General features: G+C 37.9%; 26 protein-coding genes. 5 read left to right on the top strand and 21 right to left on the bottom strand.

What is annotated here, in order from left to right; all coding sequences use genetic code 11:
* Nucleotides 1-63: 63 nt before the first annotated feature.
* The 14 genes from N8M20_RS08885 to N8M20_RS08820 all read right to left on the bottom strand — a co-directional run bounded on the left by N8M20_RS08885 (nucleotide 64) and on the right by N8M20_RS08820 (nucleotide 7892).
* The gene (locus N8M20_RS08885; RefSeq protein ID WP_265487746.1) at nucleotides 64-1353 is read right to left on the bottom strand and encodes a virulence-associated E family protein; all 1290 of its coding nucleotides are present in this window, start codon (nucleotides 1351-1353) and stop codon (nucleotides 64-66) included.
* Nucleotides 1354-1394: 41 nt separating this feature from the next.
* On the bottom strand, nucleotides 1395-2216 hold the full coding sequence (locus N8M20_RS08880) for a bifunctional DNA primase/polymerase (protein ID WP_261080342.1): 822 nt from the start codon (nucleotides 2214-2216) through the stop codon (nucleotides 1395-1397).
* 18 nt (nucleotides 2217-2234) lie between these two features.
* The gene (locus N8M20_RS08875) at nucleotides 2235-2744 is read right to left on the bottom strand and encodes a hypothetical protein (protein ID WP_261080341.1); all 510 of its coding nucleotides are present in this window, start codon (nucleotides 2742-2744) and stop codon (nucleotides 2235-2237) included.
* Between the two features lie 19 nt (nucleotides 2745-2763).
* Nucleotides 2764-3561, bottom strand: coding sequence for an ATP-binding protein (locus tag N8M20_RS08870; RefSeq protein ID WP_261080340.1), 798 nt, complete (start codon nucleotides 3559-3561; stop codon nucleotides 2764-2766).
* Entirely contained in the window at nucleotides 3561-3896 is a 336-nt protein-coding gene (locus tag N8M20_RS08865; RefSeq protein WP_261080339.1) for a hypothetical protein, read from the bottom strand. The genes N8M20_RS08870 and N8M20_RS08865 overlap by 1 nt, the downstream gene beginning before the upstream one ends.
* A gap of 3 nt (nucleotides 3897-3899) precedes the next feature.
* Nucleotides 3900-5093 carry a DEAD/DEAH box helicase family protein gene (locus N8M20_RS08860; protein ID WP_261080338.1) on the bottom strand — a complete coding sequence of 398 codons (1194 nt, stop codon included), beginning with the start codon at nucleotides 5091-5093 and terminating at the stop codon, nucleotides 3900-3902.
* Complete coding sequence (locus tag N8M20_RS08855) at nucleotides 5056-5541, bottom strand: hypothetical protein (protein WP_261080337.1); 486 nt, start codon at nucleotides 5539-5541, stop codon at nucleotides 5056-5058. The genes N8M20_RS08860 and N8M20_RS08855 overlap by 38 nt, the downstream gene beginning before the upstream one ends.
* Nucleotides 5541-5900 (bottom strand): hypothetical protein, encoded by a 360-nt coding sequence (locus N8M20_RS08850; RefSeq protein WP_261080336.1) that lies wholly within the window; start codon nucleotides 5898-5900, stop codon nucleotides 5541-5543. The genes N8M20_RS08855 and N8M20_RS08850 overlap by 1 nt, the downstream gene beginning before the upstream one ends.
* A complete protein-coding gene (locus tag N8M20_RS08845; protein ID WP_261080335.1) occupies nucleotides 5900-6379 on the bottom strand; it encodes a siphovirus Gp157 family protein in 480 nt (159 codons plus the stop codon). The genes N8M20_RS08850 and N8M20_RS08845 overlap by 1 nt, the downstream gene beginning before the upstream one ends.
* Nucleotides 6379-6720: a hypothetical protein gene (locus N8M20_RS08840; protein WP_261080334.1), complete on the bottom strand. Its 342-nt coding sequence runs from the start codon at nucleotides 6718-6720 to the stop codon at nucleotides 6379-6381. Before N8M20_RS08840 ends, N8M20_RS08845 begins: the two co-directional genes overlap by 1 nt.
* Nucleotides 6721-6731: 11 nt before the next feature.
* Nucleotides 6732-6959, bottom strand: a complete 228-nt coding sequence (locus N8M20_RS08835) for a hypothetical protein (protein WP_261014005.1) — start codon at nucleotides 6957-6959, stop codon at nucleotides 6732-6734.
* Between the two features lie 133 nt (nucleotides 6960-7092).
* Nucleotides 7093-7284, bottom strand: a complete 192-nt coding sequence (locus tag N8M20_RS08830) for a hypothetical protein (protein WP_081574882.1) — start codon at nucleotides 7282-7284, stop codon at nucleotides 7093-7095.
* Nucleotides 7265-7591, bottom strand: coding sequence for a hypothetical protein (locus N8M20_RS08825; RefSeq protein WP_261080333.1), 327 nt, complete (start codon nucleotides 7589-7591; stop codon nucleotides 7265-7267). The genes N8M20_RS08830 and N8M20_RS08825 overlap by 20 nt, the downstream gene beginning before the upstream one ends.
* A 10-nt stretch (nucleotides 7592-7601) precedes the next feature.
* Nucleotides 7602-7892, bottom strand: a complete 291-nt coding sequence (locus N8M20_RS08820; RefSeq protein ID WP_261080332.1) for a hypothetical protein — start codon at nucleotides 7890-7892, stop codon at nucleotides 7602-7604.
* 163 nt (nucleotides 7893-8055) lie between these two features.
* Here N8M20_RS08820 and N8M20_RS08815 point away from each other — a divergent pair, with 163 nt between their 5' ends.
* Complete coding sequence (locus N8M20_RS08815; protein WP_033675876.1) at nucleotides 8056-8295, top strand: hypothetical protein; 240 nt, start codon at nucleotides 8056-8058, stop codon at nucleotides 8293-8295.
* Here the strand turns inward: N8M20_RS08815 and N8M20_RS08810 are convergent.
* From N8M20_RS08810 to N8M20_RS08800, 3 genes are read right to left on the bottom strand one after another with little or no spacing between them, the layout of a single operon-like run.
* Nucleotides 8288-8458, bottom strand: a complete 171-nt coding sequence (locus N8M20_RS08810) for a hypothetical protein (RefSeq protein ID WP_261080331.1) — start codon at nucleotides 8456-8458, stop codon at nucleotides 8288-8290. The genes N8M20_RS08815 and N8M20_RS08810 overlap by 8 nt on opposite strands.
* Complete coding sequence (locus N8M20_RS08805) at nucleotides 8455-8682, bottom strand: helix-turn-helix domain-containing protein (RefSeq protein WP_261014010.1); 228 nt, start codon at nucleotides 8680-8682, stop codon at nucleotides 8455-8457. The genes N8M20_RS08810 and N8M20_RS08805 overlap by 4 nt, the downstream gene beginning before the upstream one ends.
* Nucleotides 8683-8694: 12 nt before the next feature.
* Entirely contained in the window at nucleotides 8695-8871 is a 177-nt protein-coding gene (locus N8M20_RS08800; protein WP_033675869.1) for a helix-turn-helix domain-containing protein, read from the bottom strand.
* 142 nt (nucleotides 8872-9013) lie between these two features.
* Here N8M20_RS08800 and N8M20_RS08795 point away from each other — a divergent pair, with 142 nt between their 5' ends.
* From N8M20_RS08795 to N8M20_RS08780, 4 genes are all read left to right on the top strand, one after another.
* Nucleotides 9014-9238, top strand: coding sequence for a DUF2188 domain-containing protein (locus tag N8M20_RS08795; protein ID WP_196314613.1), 225 nt, complete (start codon nucleotides 9014-9016; stop codon nucleotides 9236-9238).
* Nucleotides 9239-9575: 337 nt separating this feature from the next.
* The gene (locus N8M20_RS08790; protein ID WP_261080330.1) at nucleotides 9576-10382 is read left to right on the top strand and encodes an XRE family transcriptional regulator; all 807 of its coding nucleotides are present in this window, start codon (nucleotides 9576-9578) and stop codon (nucleotides 10380-10382) included.
* Nucleotides 10383-10436: 54 nt separating this feature from the next.
* Nucleotides 10437-11033, top strand: a complete 597-nt coding sequence (locus N8M20_RS08785) for a CD20-like domain-containing protein (RefSeq protein WP_016397645.1) — start codon at nucleotides 10437-10439, stop codon at nucleotides 11031-11033.
* A gap of 197 nt (nucleotides 11034-11230) precedes the next feature.
* Nucleotides 11231-12376 carry a site-specific integrase gene (locus N8M20_RS08780; RefSeq protein ID WP_261080329.1) on the top strand — a complete coding sequence of 382 codons (1146 nt, stop codon included), beginning with the start codon at nucleotides 11231-11233 and terminating at the stop codon, nucleotides 12374-12376.
* A gap of 399 nt (nucleotides 12377-12775) precedes the next feature.
* On the opposite strand, the gene N8M20_RS08775 is transcribed toward N8M20_RS08780, so the two are convergent.
* The 4 genes from N8M20_RS08775 to N8M20_RS10780 all read right to left on the bottom strand — a co-directional run.
* Complete coding sequence (locus N8M20_RS08775) at nucleotides 12776-13663, bottom strand: peptidoglycan amidohydrolase family protein (RefSeq protein ID WP_261080328.1); 888 nt, start codon at nucleotides 13661-13663, stop codon at nucleotides 12776-12778.
* 2 nt (nucleotides 13664-13665) lie between these two features.
* Complete coding sequence (locus N8M20_RS08770; RefSeq protein WP_261080327.1) at nucleotides 13666-13998, bottom strand: phage holin; 333 nt, start codon at nucleotides 13996-13998, stop codon at nucleotides 13666-13668.
* A 17-nt stretch (nucleotides 13999-14015) separates the two neighbouring features.
* Nucleotides 14016-14384 (bottom strand): hypothetical protein, encoded by a 369-nt coding sequence (locus tag N8M20_RS08765; RefSeq protein ID WP_261080326.1) that lies wholly within the window; start codon nucleotides 14382-14384, stop codon nucleotides 14016-14018.
* A 2-nt stretch (nucleotides 14385-14386) separates the two neighbouring features.
* A partial coding sequence (locus N8M20_RS10780) for a phage upper tail fiber protein (RefSeq protein ID WP_419991754.1) occupies nucleotides 14387-14485 on the bottom strand: 99 nt, incomplete at its 5' end.

Raw genomic sequence — 14485 nt, 5'->3', positions numbered from 1 at the left:
TGCAACCGTTCTTTTTTTAAAGTGTATCCGATGCAACCGATAGAAATCAGAAACGTATCCAATCTACTTTTGTATAATTCTCTTAAAACCTTTTGTATTTTTTCCACCGATTCGGAACTGCCCCTTTTGCCAATCGGGATGATTGTCCATGATCATATTGATTTTAGTAGAGAGTTTCTTATCATTCGAATTTCTCATAAATAGGTTATACATGATTTCCCGAGTTGAAACTTTCGATAACTTCTCAGCACCAGGTTCAAACTCGCCATTGTTATCAAAATACTTAAAGGTATATTGATGTTGCTGCTGCATGGACCAATTATGCCAATTTCGAGGTACAGGCATATCTAAATATTCCAGTACCTGCAATTCAACTTCATCACGATACATAAACCTCTCTCGATAGATGTTCAGCTCTTCTTCTGTCTTTTTATCAAACATCAAATCAACACCAGTTTTATAGATTGTGACAGCTTCCCCCCAAATCTGCTCAATTGTCTCAGGTTCGATTTCCATCGGGTGTTTCTTTTGCTTACTAGCATCTGCCATCACAGATAAGAACCGTCGCTCCCCAGTCTTATCTTTGAGGTATTCTTTCTGGTTCGTCGTCCTTGCTAAGATGAAATTCTTAGCAAATTCTTCTGTACGCTTCATGTAAGGTTTACGATAACGTAAGCTTGTTTTTGAGATAAAGGCTTTCGTTTCTGCAAAACTCATGCGATTGCTAGCAACCATTTCATCATCATTGACAATCAAAGATTTTAGCATGATGTCATAATTGTCTTTGTTTGTAAAATCAGTAACTGCATCGGTATACCAGTCACCACCTAACTTTTGGAGCAGAGAGGTTTTCCCAACGCCTTGACCACCGACCAGGTCCAGAACATAGTCAAATTTTACGTAAGGATCATAGACTTTAGCAACTGCACCAACTAACCACATTTGAGCGATTTTAGAAATTAAAGGGATATCTTCAGCGCCGAGATATACTTGAAGCATGCGGTCAATCCGGTTTCTGCCGTCCCACTTTTTAGCTGCTCTCTCCATATACTCAACAACTGGATTGTATGATCTTTCTGAAAAGAAAGTCTCCATGCCATCCAGCATTGCTTGATTTGAGAAAGCAACACCTAACACACTTTCAAAGTAAACTTTGACGACTGAATCAAAGTTAGAAGGGAGCTCACCTTTTTTAAAAAGAGTGTTGCCAATCTTGATATCTTTAAGGAGTTCATGTTCTTGAGAGAAATCATTGTGTTTTAAATAAATACTTAGTTGATCATCAGCTTTAAACGCTACAAGTACATTCATCGGGCTATTTGCTTTGATGTCACCTTTTGCATTTGTAATCATTTTATCTTGTGAATTTATACTTACTACATCACCGATTACTCTCACCTCATATCTTTTTTAATCATACTTTCAACAGTACGCATCACTTCCTTTTCAGTTAAAGGGTTTGGGCTATTTGCGTTTGCCAGTCTTGCAAGTTGAACAACTACACCATCGTCGACTGCCCGATATAAGAGACCACCTACAAACTTGGCTAGTTTGTCATTTCGTCCACCCTCATCACCAAAACCAAGAGCAATTGTTTCAAATAGATCTGTTGTTTGGGTTCGGCCTCTAGTATGCGAACGTCTAGCTAAGTCCCTAAGACCGTCCTTACCATCATACTTATAGCCATGAGTTTCACCATACTGTTTTTTTATAGCATGTATTAATTCTTTGGAAGGGGTAACCATCGTACCACCTTCCTTGGATTTTTCCAGATCCCACTCATACTGTCCTTTTTCTGTTGCTGATGGAGCAACCAAAACATAATTGTTTTCATGAGCTTTGATGTCAACACCTGGTAAGAAATTAATCATTTGAGTGATAGGGGTATCCTCTCTCTTGAAGTAAAAGAGGTGTTTCCCACCGCTTGCCGTCTTAGCTTGCAGTGTCGGTTCAATCAAGCCCAAATATTTCCATTTTTTAAGTGACTCAAAGCCGTTGGAATTGCCGTGCTTATCGATATCAATAACAAAAAAGTTAGTTGTTTTTAAAGCTATATTTGCATTAGGGTAGCCATCCCAAAAGTTTTCAATCTCAGTTGTAGTCATGGCAGGCTTGTCGGCAAATTCAATCAAAGGCATCTTGTTCTTTGGATTGATTGGGATAACTGAGAAGCCTAATTTTTGATACTGCAAAGCGTATTCTTTCATTGACGGCATATCTTAACTCCTTATTTTTTAGAATGGTAAACCATCATCCTCAATTTCTTCTACATTTACAGGCTGCATGGTATCTTCTTCAAGGTCATAACTACGGAACTCACGACCATCTTTACCTTTAGTTACAGTGATAATCAGATTGAAGTAAGAGCCAACTGCTTTACGTTGCAAAGCTTCTTCCATGCTCTTTCCGTCTACAAAATCATCGGTCATAACCTGGTCACCACTTAATACAATTGTTTTTTGGAAGAATTTAATAGTACGTTGTACTGCCCATTCAAGACTTTTACCTTTCCACTCTGTCAAAGTCCCGAATGTGGCAAATCCAGAACGCCCGATGTGGTCTCCACCTCGAATTTCGAACTGATAACCCAAACTCTCCCAACCGCTATCTGCGACGTTAAATGTTGCTTTTTTCAATACTACTGGGTAAGTTCCAGCTGGAATAGGACCAGGTCCATTCGCGCTATCCTTACGTGGGTCAAATCCTTCTTTTTTAATTGTTTTTGCGATATCTAATAAACTCATTTGTTTTCTCCTTTAATTCTTAAAATAATTCTTTAACTGCTGCATCTTCGTTCTTCTCTACTTTGGCAGTCGGTTCAATTCTGGACGTTTCTGTTTTCTTAACTCGTGCAGGCTCAACTGCACCACGGATGGTTGTCAAGATTTTTAAAATTTCTTTATCATCAACTTGGTCTGCATAGTAAGTCTTACGTTTGCGGTCAACCTCACGATTATAATTGCGACCGATTTTTTCAGTATGGATCATCAAGTCCGAATTACCATTAATAAGGTTAACGTACTTATCTTTCAAACTTGGTTTATCTTTGGTTGCATTACCGTTGTCATCATATTCTGAAATCTGACGGCTGATATAAATTACATTCATTGGTAAAGCCTTCAAGTCAATAACCAACTCAGTGACTGCTTGATTAAAGAAATCATATCCTTTTCCGTATGGAACCTCCGACAATGATTTCAACCTTGGTTTGCCAGCTGGTGTCAATTCGTCACAAACTGCAATTTTAATCATTTCAATCACATCATCGATAACATCAACAACGACTGTTTCGTACGAATGTTTTTGAGTTTGAAGGGCCAAAAGGATTTCTCCCAGTTGCTTAATGACTGAGTTCGTAATCTTTCCAGTCTGGTCTTTTTCATTTACCAACTGAATACTTGGTACGCTGTTTGCCTCAGCATTTCCGTCCGTATTCAAAATGATTGGATTTGGAAATTCATTCGCAAGATAAGACTTGCCACTCATGGTTTCGCCATAAATGAAATAGTTTCGAGGTGTGTCCCGTGGGACTCGAGGTTTGTTTTCTGGTAATTTAAACATTAATCTTCCGCCCCCTCTTCAAATAAGGAACCAATCAAATCAATTAGCGATGGAAGCTTCACTTCTTTACGTTCGACTGCTTTCACTTCTTCGCCGTTTAAATAATTCAGCTTAAAAGTCGCATCTACCACAATGATTTCACATTTCATTGCTTTAGCAACAGCTTTATATTGTTTTTTCTGATCCTCAAATGCCTCAACGCTTGTTATAGCTGCTGATTCAATATCTTCAGTGAATTTTGCATCAAAAGCAAGTGTACCCTTACTTTTACACCCAGTTAAAAACTGGCCAGTTTCTTTGTCACGAAATACGATATATTTTTTTGATTCTTTCATTTTCTATACTCCTTTAAAATAAAATTCAATTACATTTACATCATGCTGCTGACGGCTTCCTGTTATACGCCAAAGCAGTTGACGATAATCATCATACTCTCCAGAACCTTCTTCGACAGGATCTAGTACGACAATGGTTTGGTATTTATGTTGCAAGCCGTCTACTCCAACACCCAACACTTGACTGGTAGCAACGACCACTTGATTATCAAGTCCTTCTTGAATGTCGCCTGTCCAAATTCCAACTTCAGGATGGCGCTCACGAATAACATTCACAATTTGCTTAGACTTGCTGACAATCAGCATATCGTGTGGCGCTCGTTCAATCAGTCCATCTAATTTCAACAATAGTGGTGTATCAGCGTTGACTGGTTTTAATTTTGGAAAATCGACTGCTACGCCCGTTTGGTTTAAGTAACGCTCAAAGGTCTTTCTTCCAAACGATTGCTTGGCCATGGCAGTCTTGCCGTCAACTGTTACTAGATTTAACTTTCTAAACTCGGACAGTTTCTCGGGATTACCTGGATCAACTGTCACGGGATAAAACTTTGTTTCAAATCCGTTATTCTCAACTGCATTTTCGATTTCTTCGATTTCTTCCCAGCGGAAGAAATTAGGCAAGTTCGAGATATAACTTTCATAGTCTCTGAAATCTTCCCACTTTTCCTTTGAGTAGCTAAATGGATCATAGACCATTTTCCCATGAGTCTTTTGCCAATCAAACTTGTTATTAGGTGTCGCCCATCCAAATACTGTTTTTTCAAGTGGATAAAAATTTTGTCCTTTTTTTCGGATCGGCGTTGCTGAAAGACCTATCGTGTATTTCCGTTTTATTTTACGATATAAGGCCACTTGCTTATCGGACGACATATTCTGCCACTCATCTATTATCAGCACGTCACAGGATAATTTATGCCCCTTTTTGACTTGGTTCTGAAAATATCTATCTGTTTGGATGATAATTTCAACATCTTCATCAAAGTTCATAAACTTGACTGCATCAATCCAGCCATTTAGGATTGCTAATCTATTGTTTGTGATGATGATTTTTTTAGCTTTCTTATGCTTGGCGATAGCAAGCGCACAGATAGTTTTGCCTCTGCCCCCTAAAGCCTCAAGAAAAATTCCGTTTGATAAATGTTCACTTCTCTTTACTGCTTCAGCTTGCCACTTTCTTAGCGTTATTGTGATACTCACTCACCACCTTTCCGATATCATGAACCACTTCTTCAATATCATTTCTCATTGCCCAAAATAGACCTAGTCTTGCTGCTGCTCGAATATCCTGATGATGGCTTTTCTCAAACTTCCAAAGACCTAAGATTTTTAAAAGATCGTCTGGAATATCCGACTTATATCCTGCATTGAATTGAAGAATAGCTTCTGGATAACACAACTGGATATAAGCGATAGTTTCTGCTACGCTATTATCTTTCGATTTGTCGTTATCTCTTGCTCTAAATTCTTCAACAATCACTACATCGAACTCAAGGCTCGTTCCAATTTCATGGAACCAATCTGCGAAACCTCGCATACCATAAGAAGCTACCCAACTATCGACTAATCTCGCATTGTCTAATAAGACAATCCCTGTTGTTGAAGTTTCAATCTTATTGCTACTTGGGTCAATAGCTAAAATTTTCATCAAACACCAACTTTCTCAGTCAGCACTCCTGGATAAAGGGCAGTGTTAAACCAATTTTGTTTATTTGCTTTTGCAAAGGCAAATAGCGATTTAACTTCTTTTGCTTGCTTCTCGAATTTTCGAATATCTTCTTCCGATTCAAAGATAGTTTTTTCTTTGTATTTAGCGACTGTGACCAGCTTGTACTCTGGAGCGAATACTGGTTTTTCATTTCCTTGATCAAGACTTGTTTCGTCTACTTTCACAAAACGAATAGCAACATCGAATAGAAATCCTTCTGTAACAAGTACTTCAATTGATTTTGGTCCAATCACAACTGCTAGCGAATCCGTTACTCGTGTTTTGTTTACCAATTCCATTATTTAATCCTCAAACTTCTACTTTCTTGCAAGGTAGCACCCTTGACCTTTTTACCTGCATTCAGCAATTCCTTGATAGTTGTTTTATCTGGAGTTAGTTTCTGCACAAAATATTTCTTAGGTAGCAAATCCTCATCTACAACGACTGAAGGTTGATTTTTACCCATGTAAACAGTAAAAAGTAAACCCTTAACTTTTTCATGCCCTGTAATTTCAAATGCTTCTTGCATGCTTTTTTTAAGCCATACAACATCATTATCTAATGATTTATAACGAGCAGTCAGACGATCAATTTCTTCTTTGATTAGCTTTTTGCTAGCTTCTTTATTTTTGATAACCTTAGCAGTATTTTCGACCTTTTCTTCAAACTGCTCAGTCCAATCAATTGATTCCAGTGTGTCAGCCTTCGTTTCTTCGTCTAACCCTTCCGTATCATTTATCCGTTTAAAGGTTCCTGTTAGTTCATAAAGTGTTGCCATTACTTGGTTACCTCTTTCATCAATTTATTTGCTTCTTTAATCAGCAAACGCATAACGTTGCTGTCTGTTTCTTTCTCCGCTGCTCTCGTCAGCATTTCTACCCACTCACGTCTGTTGTCGTTCTTCCAATCAACTAGTTCAATGAGTTCCTCTGTTTTGCTAAAGTAAGGTGAGTAGTCAATAGACTTATCTTCCAAGCGGACGCATCTACCTGCCTTCATATCTTTAGATACATTCGCTCTCACTATACTATTTGTCGTGTTGATAGCCTCAGCGACTTCATCGTATGAGGCAGTAGGGTAGTCTCTATAATATTCCCTAATTCGTTCCGCTTGAGTCATTTCTTCTCTCCTTACACGTTCATGTTCACGTTTGAACTTGCATCTTCGACCAATGCCTTCAAATCATTTTGATATTTATCAATTAGTTGTCTGTTGTTTTCCACAAAAATTGCAACAACTTGTCCAAGAAATTCTTGAGTTGGAATCCCTTTGATGTCAGCTAGTAATTTTACAAATTCTTTCTGTTCCTCAGTCACTTCTGCTCTGAGAAACGACTTCCCTTTATGGTGTAAATCCATCAGTCATACGCCCTTCCTTTAAATTCATTTTTGATTTCCACACTCCCACACTTAACACATTCAAGAGGTGGATAGTTATCATACCAATCAAACTCACGTCCACAATCAGCGCACGTACATTTCCATAAGTACATCATTTCCTCCTTAGTTTTAGTTGGAAATTCTCTGCTTCTAATCTTTTTCTTAAAGATTGTTCTTGTTGCAATCGTTTCTTGAGATCATCGATTTCATGTTGCATATGCGCCATCATTTCTAAGTCACGCATCTTCTCTCTACGCTTGCAAGTGGATAAATCCCACGCTTGTCTATCCCATACGATTTGCATATTGTACTCTCCGTGGTTCTGGTAATGCCAGAGGTTCTGGGCGCAAGCCTACAGGCGGTTCGTTGTCATAGGTAAATCCAGGAAATGGACGACGGATATTCTTGCGGATTTGTTGGCGTTCTGCCTCTCTACCACGTTCGTATGCATGGTTATAACCTTGGATAATCATAGACGCAAATTCTTGCTCTTCTCGTCTCTCTTCTTCCTTGCGTTGTTCCTGCAATTTGATATGACGGCAAGCCCCTGCAAATCCAATCAGCAGAGCTCCAACACCCATCAGCTGGTCTAAAATCGGTGGTTCAAACATTTTTATCTCCTTATGCTCTTAATTTTCGTACTTCTTTCTCCAACTCCAAAATCTCATAAACATCATTGATATCGTACATAATATCTTTCCCTTGCTTACGAAATCTTAATCCTTTGCGTTCTAACTGCTTAACATAGCCATGAGTGAAGCCGAACTTCTTCATCAAAGCTTGTTGATTGATTGGCATGCGATCATTCTCTAACTGCTCCTTGACCTGCTTCTCAGCAAAGGTCAGTAATTGGTTTGTGAACAATTCAGCACTTTCGCCGTCCAATCGTAATTGTAGCGTTATACCTTCCATTTTTTTACATCCTCTCAACTATGCGGGCAAGCATTTTTGTGATATAATGATTTTAATTATTTAAGTATGCGCCTGACTCCTGTTAGGTGCTTTTTTATTCTACTCAATCTTCTTATCCTTCCCTCTTTTTCTGCTATAATGTAAGCAGAAAGGAGGTAATATTATGACTGAAATTCACGCATGTCTTTGCGGAAATTGGGTGAACCTATCAGCCGACGACGATTGTGTAATGGGACCAAATATGGCTAGTCCTTACATTTGGTGGGAAGAAAATGCAGAACTCTACTCACCAATTTCTAAACCTGAAGCAAACTCGATGTACCATCAGGATTATATCTACATTCACTATCGTGGTGCTGACTATCGTATCCATCCAATCTTTATTCAAATCGTTTCTAGATAACTTTTTCTAGTCTTTTAGAAATGATTTCTAAATCTAAGTCGTCCAGTTTCAACTGGTCGGCTTTTTCATTTAAACGAGCTTCGACAACTTGGTTAATTTCAAACCATTCTCGTTTTGTAAATTGGCTTCTGAATTTTAGAAATTCGTTTATTGTTTCTTTCATACCTCTCCTAAACTATGATTTAATTCGTATTTTTTGCCTAAAAAAATAAAATCCTTTTCGACATTGTATAGTCGAGCAAGTTTGTCTAAAAGATCCATTGGAATTTTTGAACTATCATGCTCATACTTCAACAGTGTTTGTTGATGAATGTTCAGTTTATTTGCAACTTCTTTTGCAGATAAGTTATAGTTTGTTCTTATTGCTCTTAATGTCATTTTTGGCACATTCCCACCTCCTTATCTTAATTCATCCAAGCTGACTTCCAGTGCATCAGCGATTTTGCACATATTCTTAAAAGAAATACGCTCGGTTTTAATATTTCTGATTGTATTTGGACTGATACCAGCTTTTTCAGCTAATGCCTTCTGTGTCATCCCTTTTTCAATCAACAAATGCTTAAACTTCTTCCACATACATTGTTCCTTTCCCAATATATTGTGTTTCAAACATATAAAAACACTACATATTGTTATTTAATTTAGATTATGCTATAATCATTCTTGACTAAGACCTCTCCCGTTTTAGTCAAAATTCCAATAGAAAGGAGATTTAATCATGGGCAAAAATCAGCATGTTGTCCCTGCCAAAAATGGTGGTTGGAACGTGAAAGGTGCTGGCAATTCAAGAGCAACTGTTCATACTACTACAAAGAGTGAAGCTACAAATATTGCTAGACAGATTTCACGAAATCAAGATTCCGAACTAATCATTCATGGCAAAGATGGGAAAATTCAAAGCCGTGACAGCCACGGTAAAGACCCATTCCCTCCTAAAGGCTAGTCATATTTAGGTCTTAGCCTTACGGTATATCCTGCAGCAGGAGTTACATCATCTAGTGTGACTTCTGCTATTTTTTTTGCTCCATCCTCTGTTTCAACAATTAGCCGTGTATAGAAGCGACTATCTAAAATGTTCATCAGATTTGGTTTGAAACTATACGGATATCGTCTTGGTCTCATTTCCTCACCCCCTTTCCCTTAAGCTTGATTATATCATACTACGATTTAAATCGTACGTCAATAGTTTTTTAGATTTTTTTCGTAATTTTTTCGAATTTTTTATTTACAAAATCGAAAATAAACGGTATTATATAGTAAAGAAGATAGGAGAAAAAAACATGGCAAGAGGACGAGGGAAATTAACTCCTCAAGATAAAGAGGATATGAAAGTCTTTTCCGCAAATCTTAACTCAATTTTATCTGATAGAAATTGTAAACAAGCTGAGCTATCTCGAGCGACAGGAATACCGCCTAGCACATTGACAGGGTATGTAAAAGGAACTTCTTTGCCAATCCCTGGTAATGTTCAAAAAATTGCAGATTTTTTTGGAGTACCTAAATCTGTATTAGATCCTAGATTTGTAACTAATAATTCTATGGTCGATGACCCCTCTTCTAATACTTCCTCCATCCAAACCATCTACGATCAGTTAGAAGATGATAGACAAAAGAAAGTAGTTACCTATGCCGAGAGGCAACTAAAAGAGCAGAGGAACGAAGAAGAAACGAAGATAAACGAAGTATCGGAGAAAATCATCAGACTGGACGACTACAGACAGACTACTTACCGACGTGTTACTGGGGTTGTCTCAGCTGGCAGTGGTTCGATGCAGGACGATGATTTAGATATGGAAGTTTCATTCTATGAGGATGAAATACCAGACGACTACGACGCTATCGCTTATGTCGTCGGCAACTCTATGGAGCCAAAGATAAAGAATGGTGACTACCTATTTATCAAGAATACACCTCAAGTTGACTATAACACTATCGGTATCTTCCAAGTAGACGGTGCTAACTATGTTAAGAAACTACGTCAGGGATATCTTGAAAGCTTGAATCCAGATTATGAAGATATACACCTAGACGAAAGCAACGACGTCCGAACTATCGGCGAAGTCGTGAGTATATACAGAGAAAATTAAAATAAATATGTGCAACAACTGATCCACACTAAAAGCTGATAGAGAGGTTTCATTATGAAACAAGAACGCAAAGTTTTAGGTATTTTAGCTATTATTTTTGGAGCGCTGGCTCTACTTGGCTCATGGATGCCTATCATCAATAATTTTTCATTCATTCTAGCTATTTTAGCTCTTATCTTCGGTTTAATTGGTTTTGCAGTAAACAGAAAAAGACCAAAGACACTAGCTATTATTGGGACGGTTCTAGCAGTCGTGTCTATTGCTATTGTATTAGTAACTCAAGCAATGTACGCTAAATCATTGAAAGAACTAGGTAAAAACGTTGAAGAGACTGTTAGCTCTGTAAGTTCTTCTATCGAATCATCTCAAAAAGAAGAAGATGCTAAATTTAACTGGACAAAAGAACAGTTTGATGCGCTTCAAGTTGGCGATATTATCAACTATGGAGCTGGTGGAACTAACTACGATGACGTTGCTAGTGTTCACGGAGAACCTAACAATGTAACAACTAGTTCAGTAAATGACCACGACAGCAAGACAGTATCATATACTTCTACTGGTAGCAAATACAAGAGTGTTATTCTTTCGTTTTCAAAACAAGACGACGGATCTTTCTTGTTGACTTCTAAAGTCAGCTCAGGTCTAGAATAAAAACCAACTGTTTCCATTTTGGAAACAACTCAAAAAAAATCCCCACACTCTCGGTCGGCAAACTTCTGAGTGTGAGGATTCAATTTTCCATCAAGCAAGCAATGGAAAAGATGATAAAAAAATACAACTATAGTTTATCATAAGTTCTACACTTTTTCAACTATGCGGGCAAGCAATCGAAAAGAAAGGACTTTTTTATGATAAAAAAATACGTTACAAAAAAAGGAGAGACTAGATATCTCTTTCAAACATACCTGGGCATAGACCCTGCTACTGGAAAAGAAAAGCGCACAACACGACGTGGGTTTAAAACCATTAAAGAAGCTAAAGCAGCCGAACGTGACCTTCTCTTAGATGTTGAAGAGAATGGTTTTTCAAACAATGAAGATTTCCAGAACCCTACTTTCGCCGAAGTCGCTGAGTTATGGCTTGATAGCTATAAAAGCACTGTAAAACCAACAACCTATCAGAACGTTAAGAAAAAACTTGATGTTATGATTGACTTGTATTTTACAGATATGAAAATCCAGCAGATCAGTGTAGCTTATTGTCAGAAGGTTGCTATAAAGTTAAGTAATCGCTATGTCCTCTATTCCAATTACTACTCTGTTATTAGCCGTATTTTTAAGTATGCCACTTCTATTGATATCATTAAGTCAAATCCATTAGACAAGATTATCAAGCCTAAAAATAGGCCCTTAAAGGCCAAAGAGAACTACTATAGCAAACAGGAACTAACCGAGTTCCTTAAAGTTTACAAAGCAAATTGTAAGCCAGTAGACTATACCTTTTTTCACTTACTCGCTTTTTCTGGATTGAGAACTGGAGAAGCAATCGGCCTCATGTGGTCAGATGTTGACTTTGAAAATAAACGGTTAAGCATTTCTCGGACAGCTGTCGTAATTGGTAAAAAACAAACTGTTCAGGATCCTAAAACCAAAAGGAGTAAGAGGGTTATCACCTTAGATGATGAAACTCTGAATGTTTTGAAACTCTGGAAACGACAGCAAATAAAAGAATATTTCCAGGCTGGTGTGCCTTATAAACATGATTCGAATTATATTTTTACGAACAATGGCGGGGGATGGCTTTTAGCTGCAACTATGAAAGTGAAACTTTTAAGATTCTTTCGTAAACACAATAATCTTAAAAAAATTTCGCCTCACGGGTTTAGACATACACACGCTTCTCTCCTGTTTGAAGCTGGTGTTACAGCCAAAATTATTTCGGACAGATTAGGTCATAATAATGTTCAAACTACCCTTGATATGTATACCCACATCAACGATAATCAACGTGTTGAAGTCGTTAATCAGCTCATGGATTTCATCCGCTCCAGCTAAAAGTAGTGTCGTATTCAATTTCGTATTCACTTTTACTTAACACGCTAGAAACCCACTGATTTCAAACCATTAGCAAGCTATGTACTATTTATGGTATAAGTGAAAAACGTTTACAAATAGTTATCATTGGTTGTCAATAGTTGAGTTTTTACTTATTTTTCATTAAAATCATTTTCATTAATTGCTATCATTTTTTTAAATCGTATTCATCTTCGTATTCATTTTCATACCCACCTTTGCCCGTATAGTTGAGAAGGTTACAATTTAATTCTAGTAGTTTACAAAAGGATCAGTGAGTAATTTCACTGTTTTTATTTTTGCAAAACAAAAAAACCGCAAGCCTGAGCCTGCGGTAGATACCATTTTAGAAAAGTTTTCCTTTCATTTTATTTTTTAAAATTATTTAGTAGTAATCAAGCCATCTGGTTCAACCTTAAAGGCTGGTTTCTCTTCAAGACGTCCATCCTCACGAAGCAAGTACCATCCATCGTTGTAACGAATAAATGCATCAGACTTCATATCACCATTGACAGCATCTAGGTAATACCAGTTATCGTAGTATTTAACCCAGCCAATTTGCATCGCACCATCACGATTGAAGAAATACCACTTACCATCGATTTTCTTCCAATTAATAGCCATGTAACCGTCTTTGTCAAACCAATACCATTTACCATCAGTATGTTTTACCCAGTCCTCAGCAACCATATATCCGTTCTCATCGAAGTAGAACCATGCTTTGTTTTGCTCAACGTATTCGAATTCACTTGTTGGATAAGATCCATTATCACGTACGAACCAATATCCTTTAGCGTCACTGTTCCAGCCAGTCTTCAACTGTACAGTCACAGCGTCTGGGTTTGTCAAACGGTATACGTAGTAATATGGACGACCTGCGTACATCCAAATATCATCGTGGTCATTCACAGTGATTCCATCAAAGCGGTAGTTACAATGGATGATGTTGTTTTCATCCACAAACATGCCAGTATGTCCACCAGCGCCACTTGAATATCCACGACGTCCCCAGATGAAGATATCACCACGTTGAGCATCCCAAGGGGTGTTCTCGGCAATAAGCGTATATCCATTATCCATCAACCATTGGTGTTCATATTCAGTATTTACTGCCCAACCTGCTGAGGAGGCTCCACCGTCACGTAGAGCATAATAAATAGAGGATGAACAGTCGTAACTATCGGGACCGTTACGGTCATCCATACTGTAGCTCACTTGTCCTTCACGAGCGCGCATCCATGCAATAGCTGTTTCAATGTTTACTGTCATAACTATTCCCCTTTCCAAGCGTCGTTCATCTGCTTCACTGCTGACTCTACAAACACTTCAAGCTCTTTATCCGTCATAGTGACATTGTACTTTTTAAGCTCTGCAAGCATATGTACTTTAGCTTGCTCCAGCTTTTCATCACCTTTGTAGCCTGTTTCAGTAGCTACTTGCTCAACTGCGTGTACTGCATTTTTAGCTAGAATTTCAGCGATTTTTAAAGCTTTTTCTCCACCTTTTCGCAAAAGGTACTCTTTCACTGCCTTTACAATACTGCCTATTGCTACTGCTAAAAAGCCTGTCGCAAAAGCGATGATAAATTCATTAAATTGTGTCATGTTACATTTCCTTTCTTTTATACGTAAAATCCGATATCTTCGCCACTGATAAGCGTCCGCTTATCAAGCCCAAGATATGCCTTAAGACCTGCTTCTTTATCGCTGATAAAGATATACTTTGAAAAAACTAAATCTTTCTTAAAACGTTCACTTTTAAAGATAAAAGGTACTTTTTGTCTGCCTACCCTCACGCCTTTGATTTCAGAATAGCTCTTTATCTTTCTAGGCATTGTAAAAAGAATTCCGTCATCATACACCATAAAAACCGCCCCATTACCCAATAACGTTTCAAAAAGTTCAGGTACGCTATTCCATAAAAGTTGATTTCCAAGGTACCTTTTTACGATTTCCTGATTGCCTAACATGATTCTTACTCTATCTTTCATAACTACACCTGCTTAAAAATATCGTAAATCGTGTTAGGATCTTTGGTTGGAAGGGCATCGTACTGCGCTTGTGTTCCTGCCCAATACTTGAGGGCTTGTTG

Origin of the sequence: Streptococcus mitis, from assembly GCF_946190275.1 — a bacterium.
Classification (GTDB): Bacteria; Bacillota; Bacilli; order Lactobacillales; family Streptococcaceae; genus Streptococcus; species Streptococcus mitis_DC.
The sequence above is the reverse complement of the archived record's forward strand: the minus strand, read 5'-3'. Positions and strand labels throughout refer to the sequence as shown.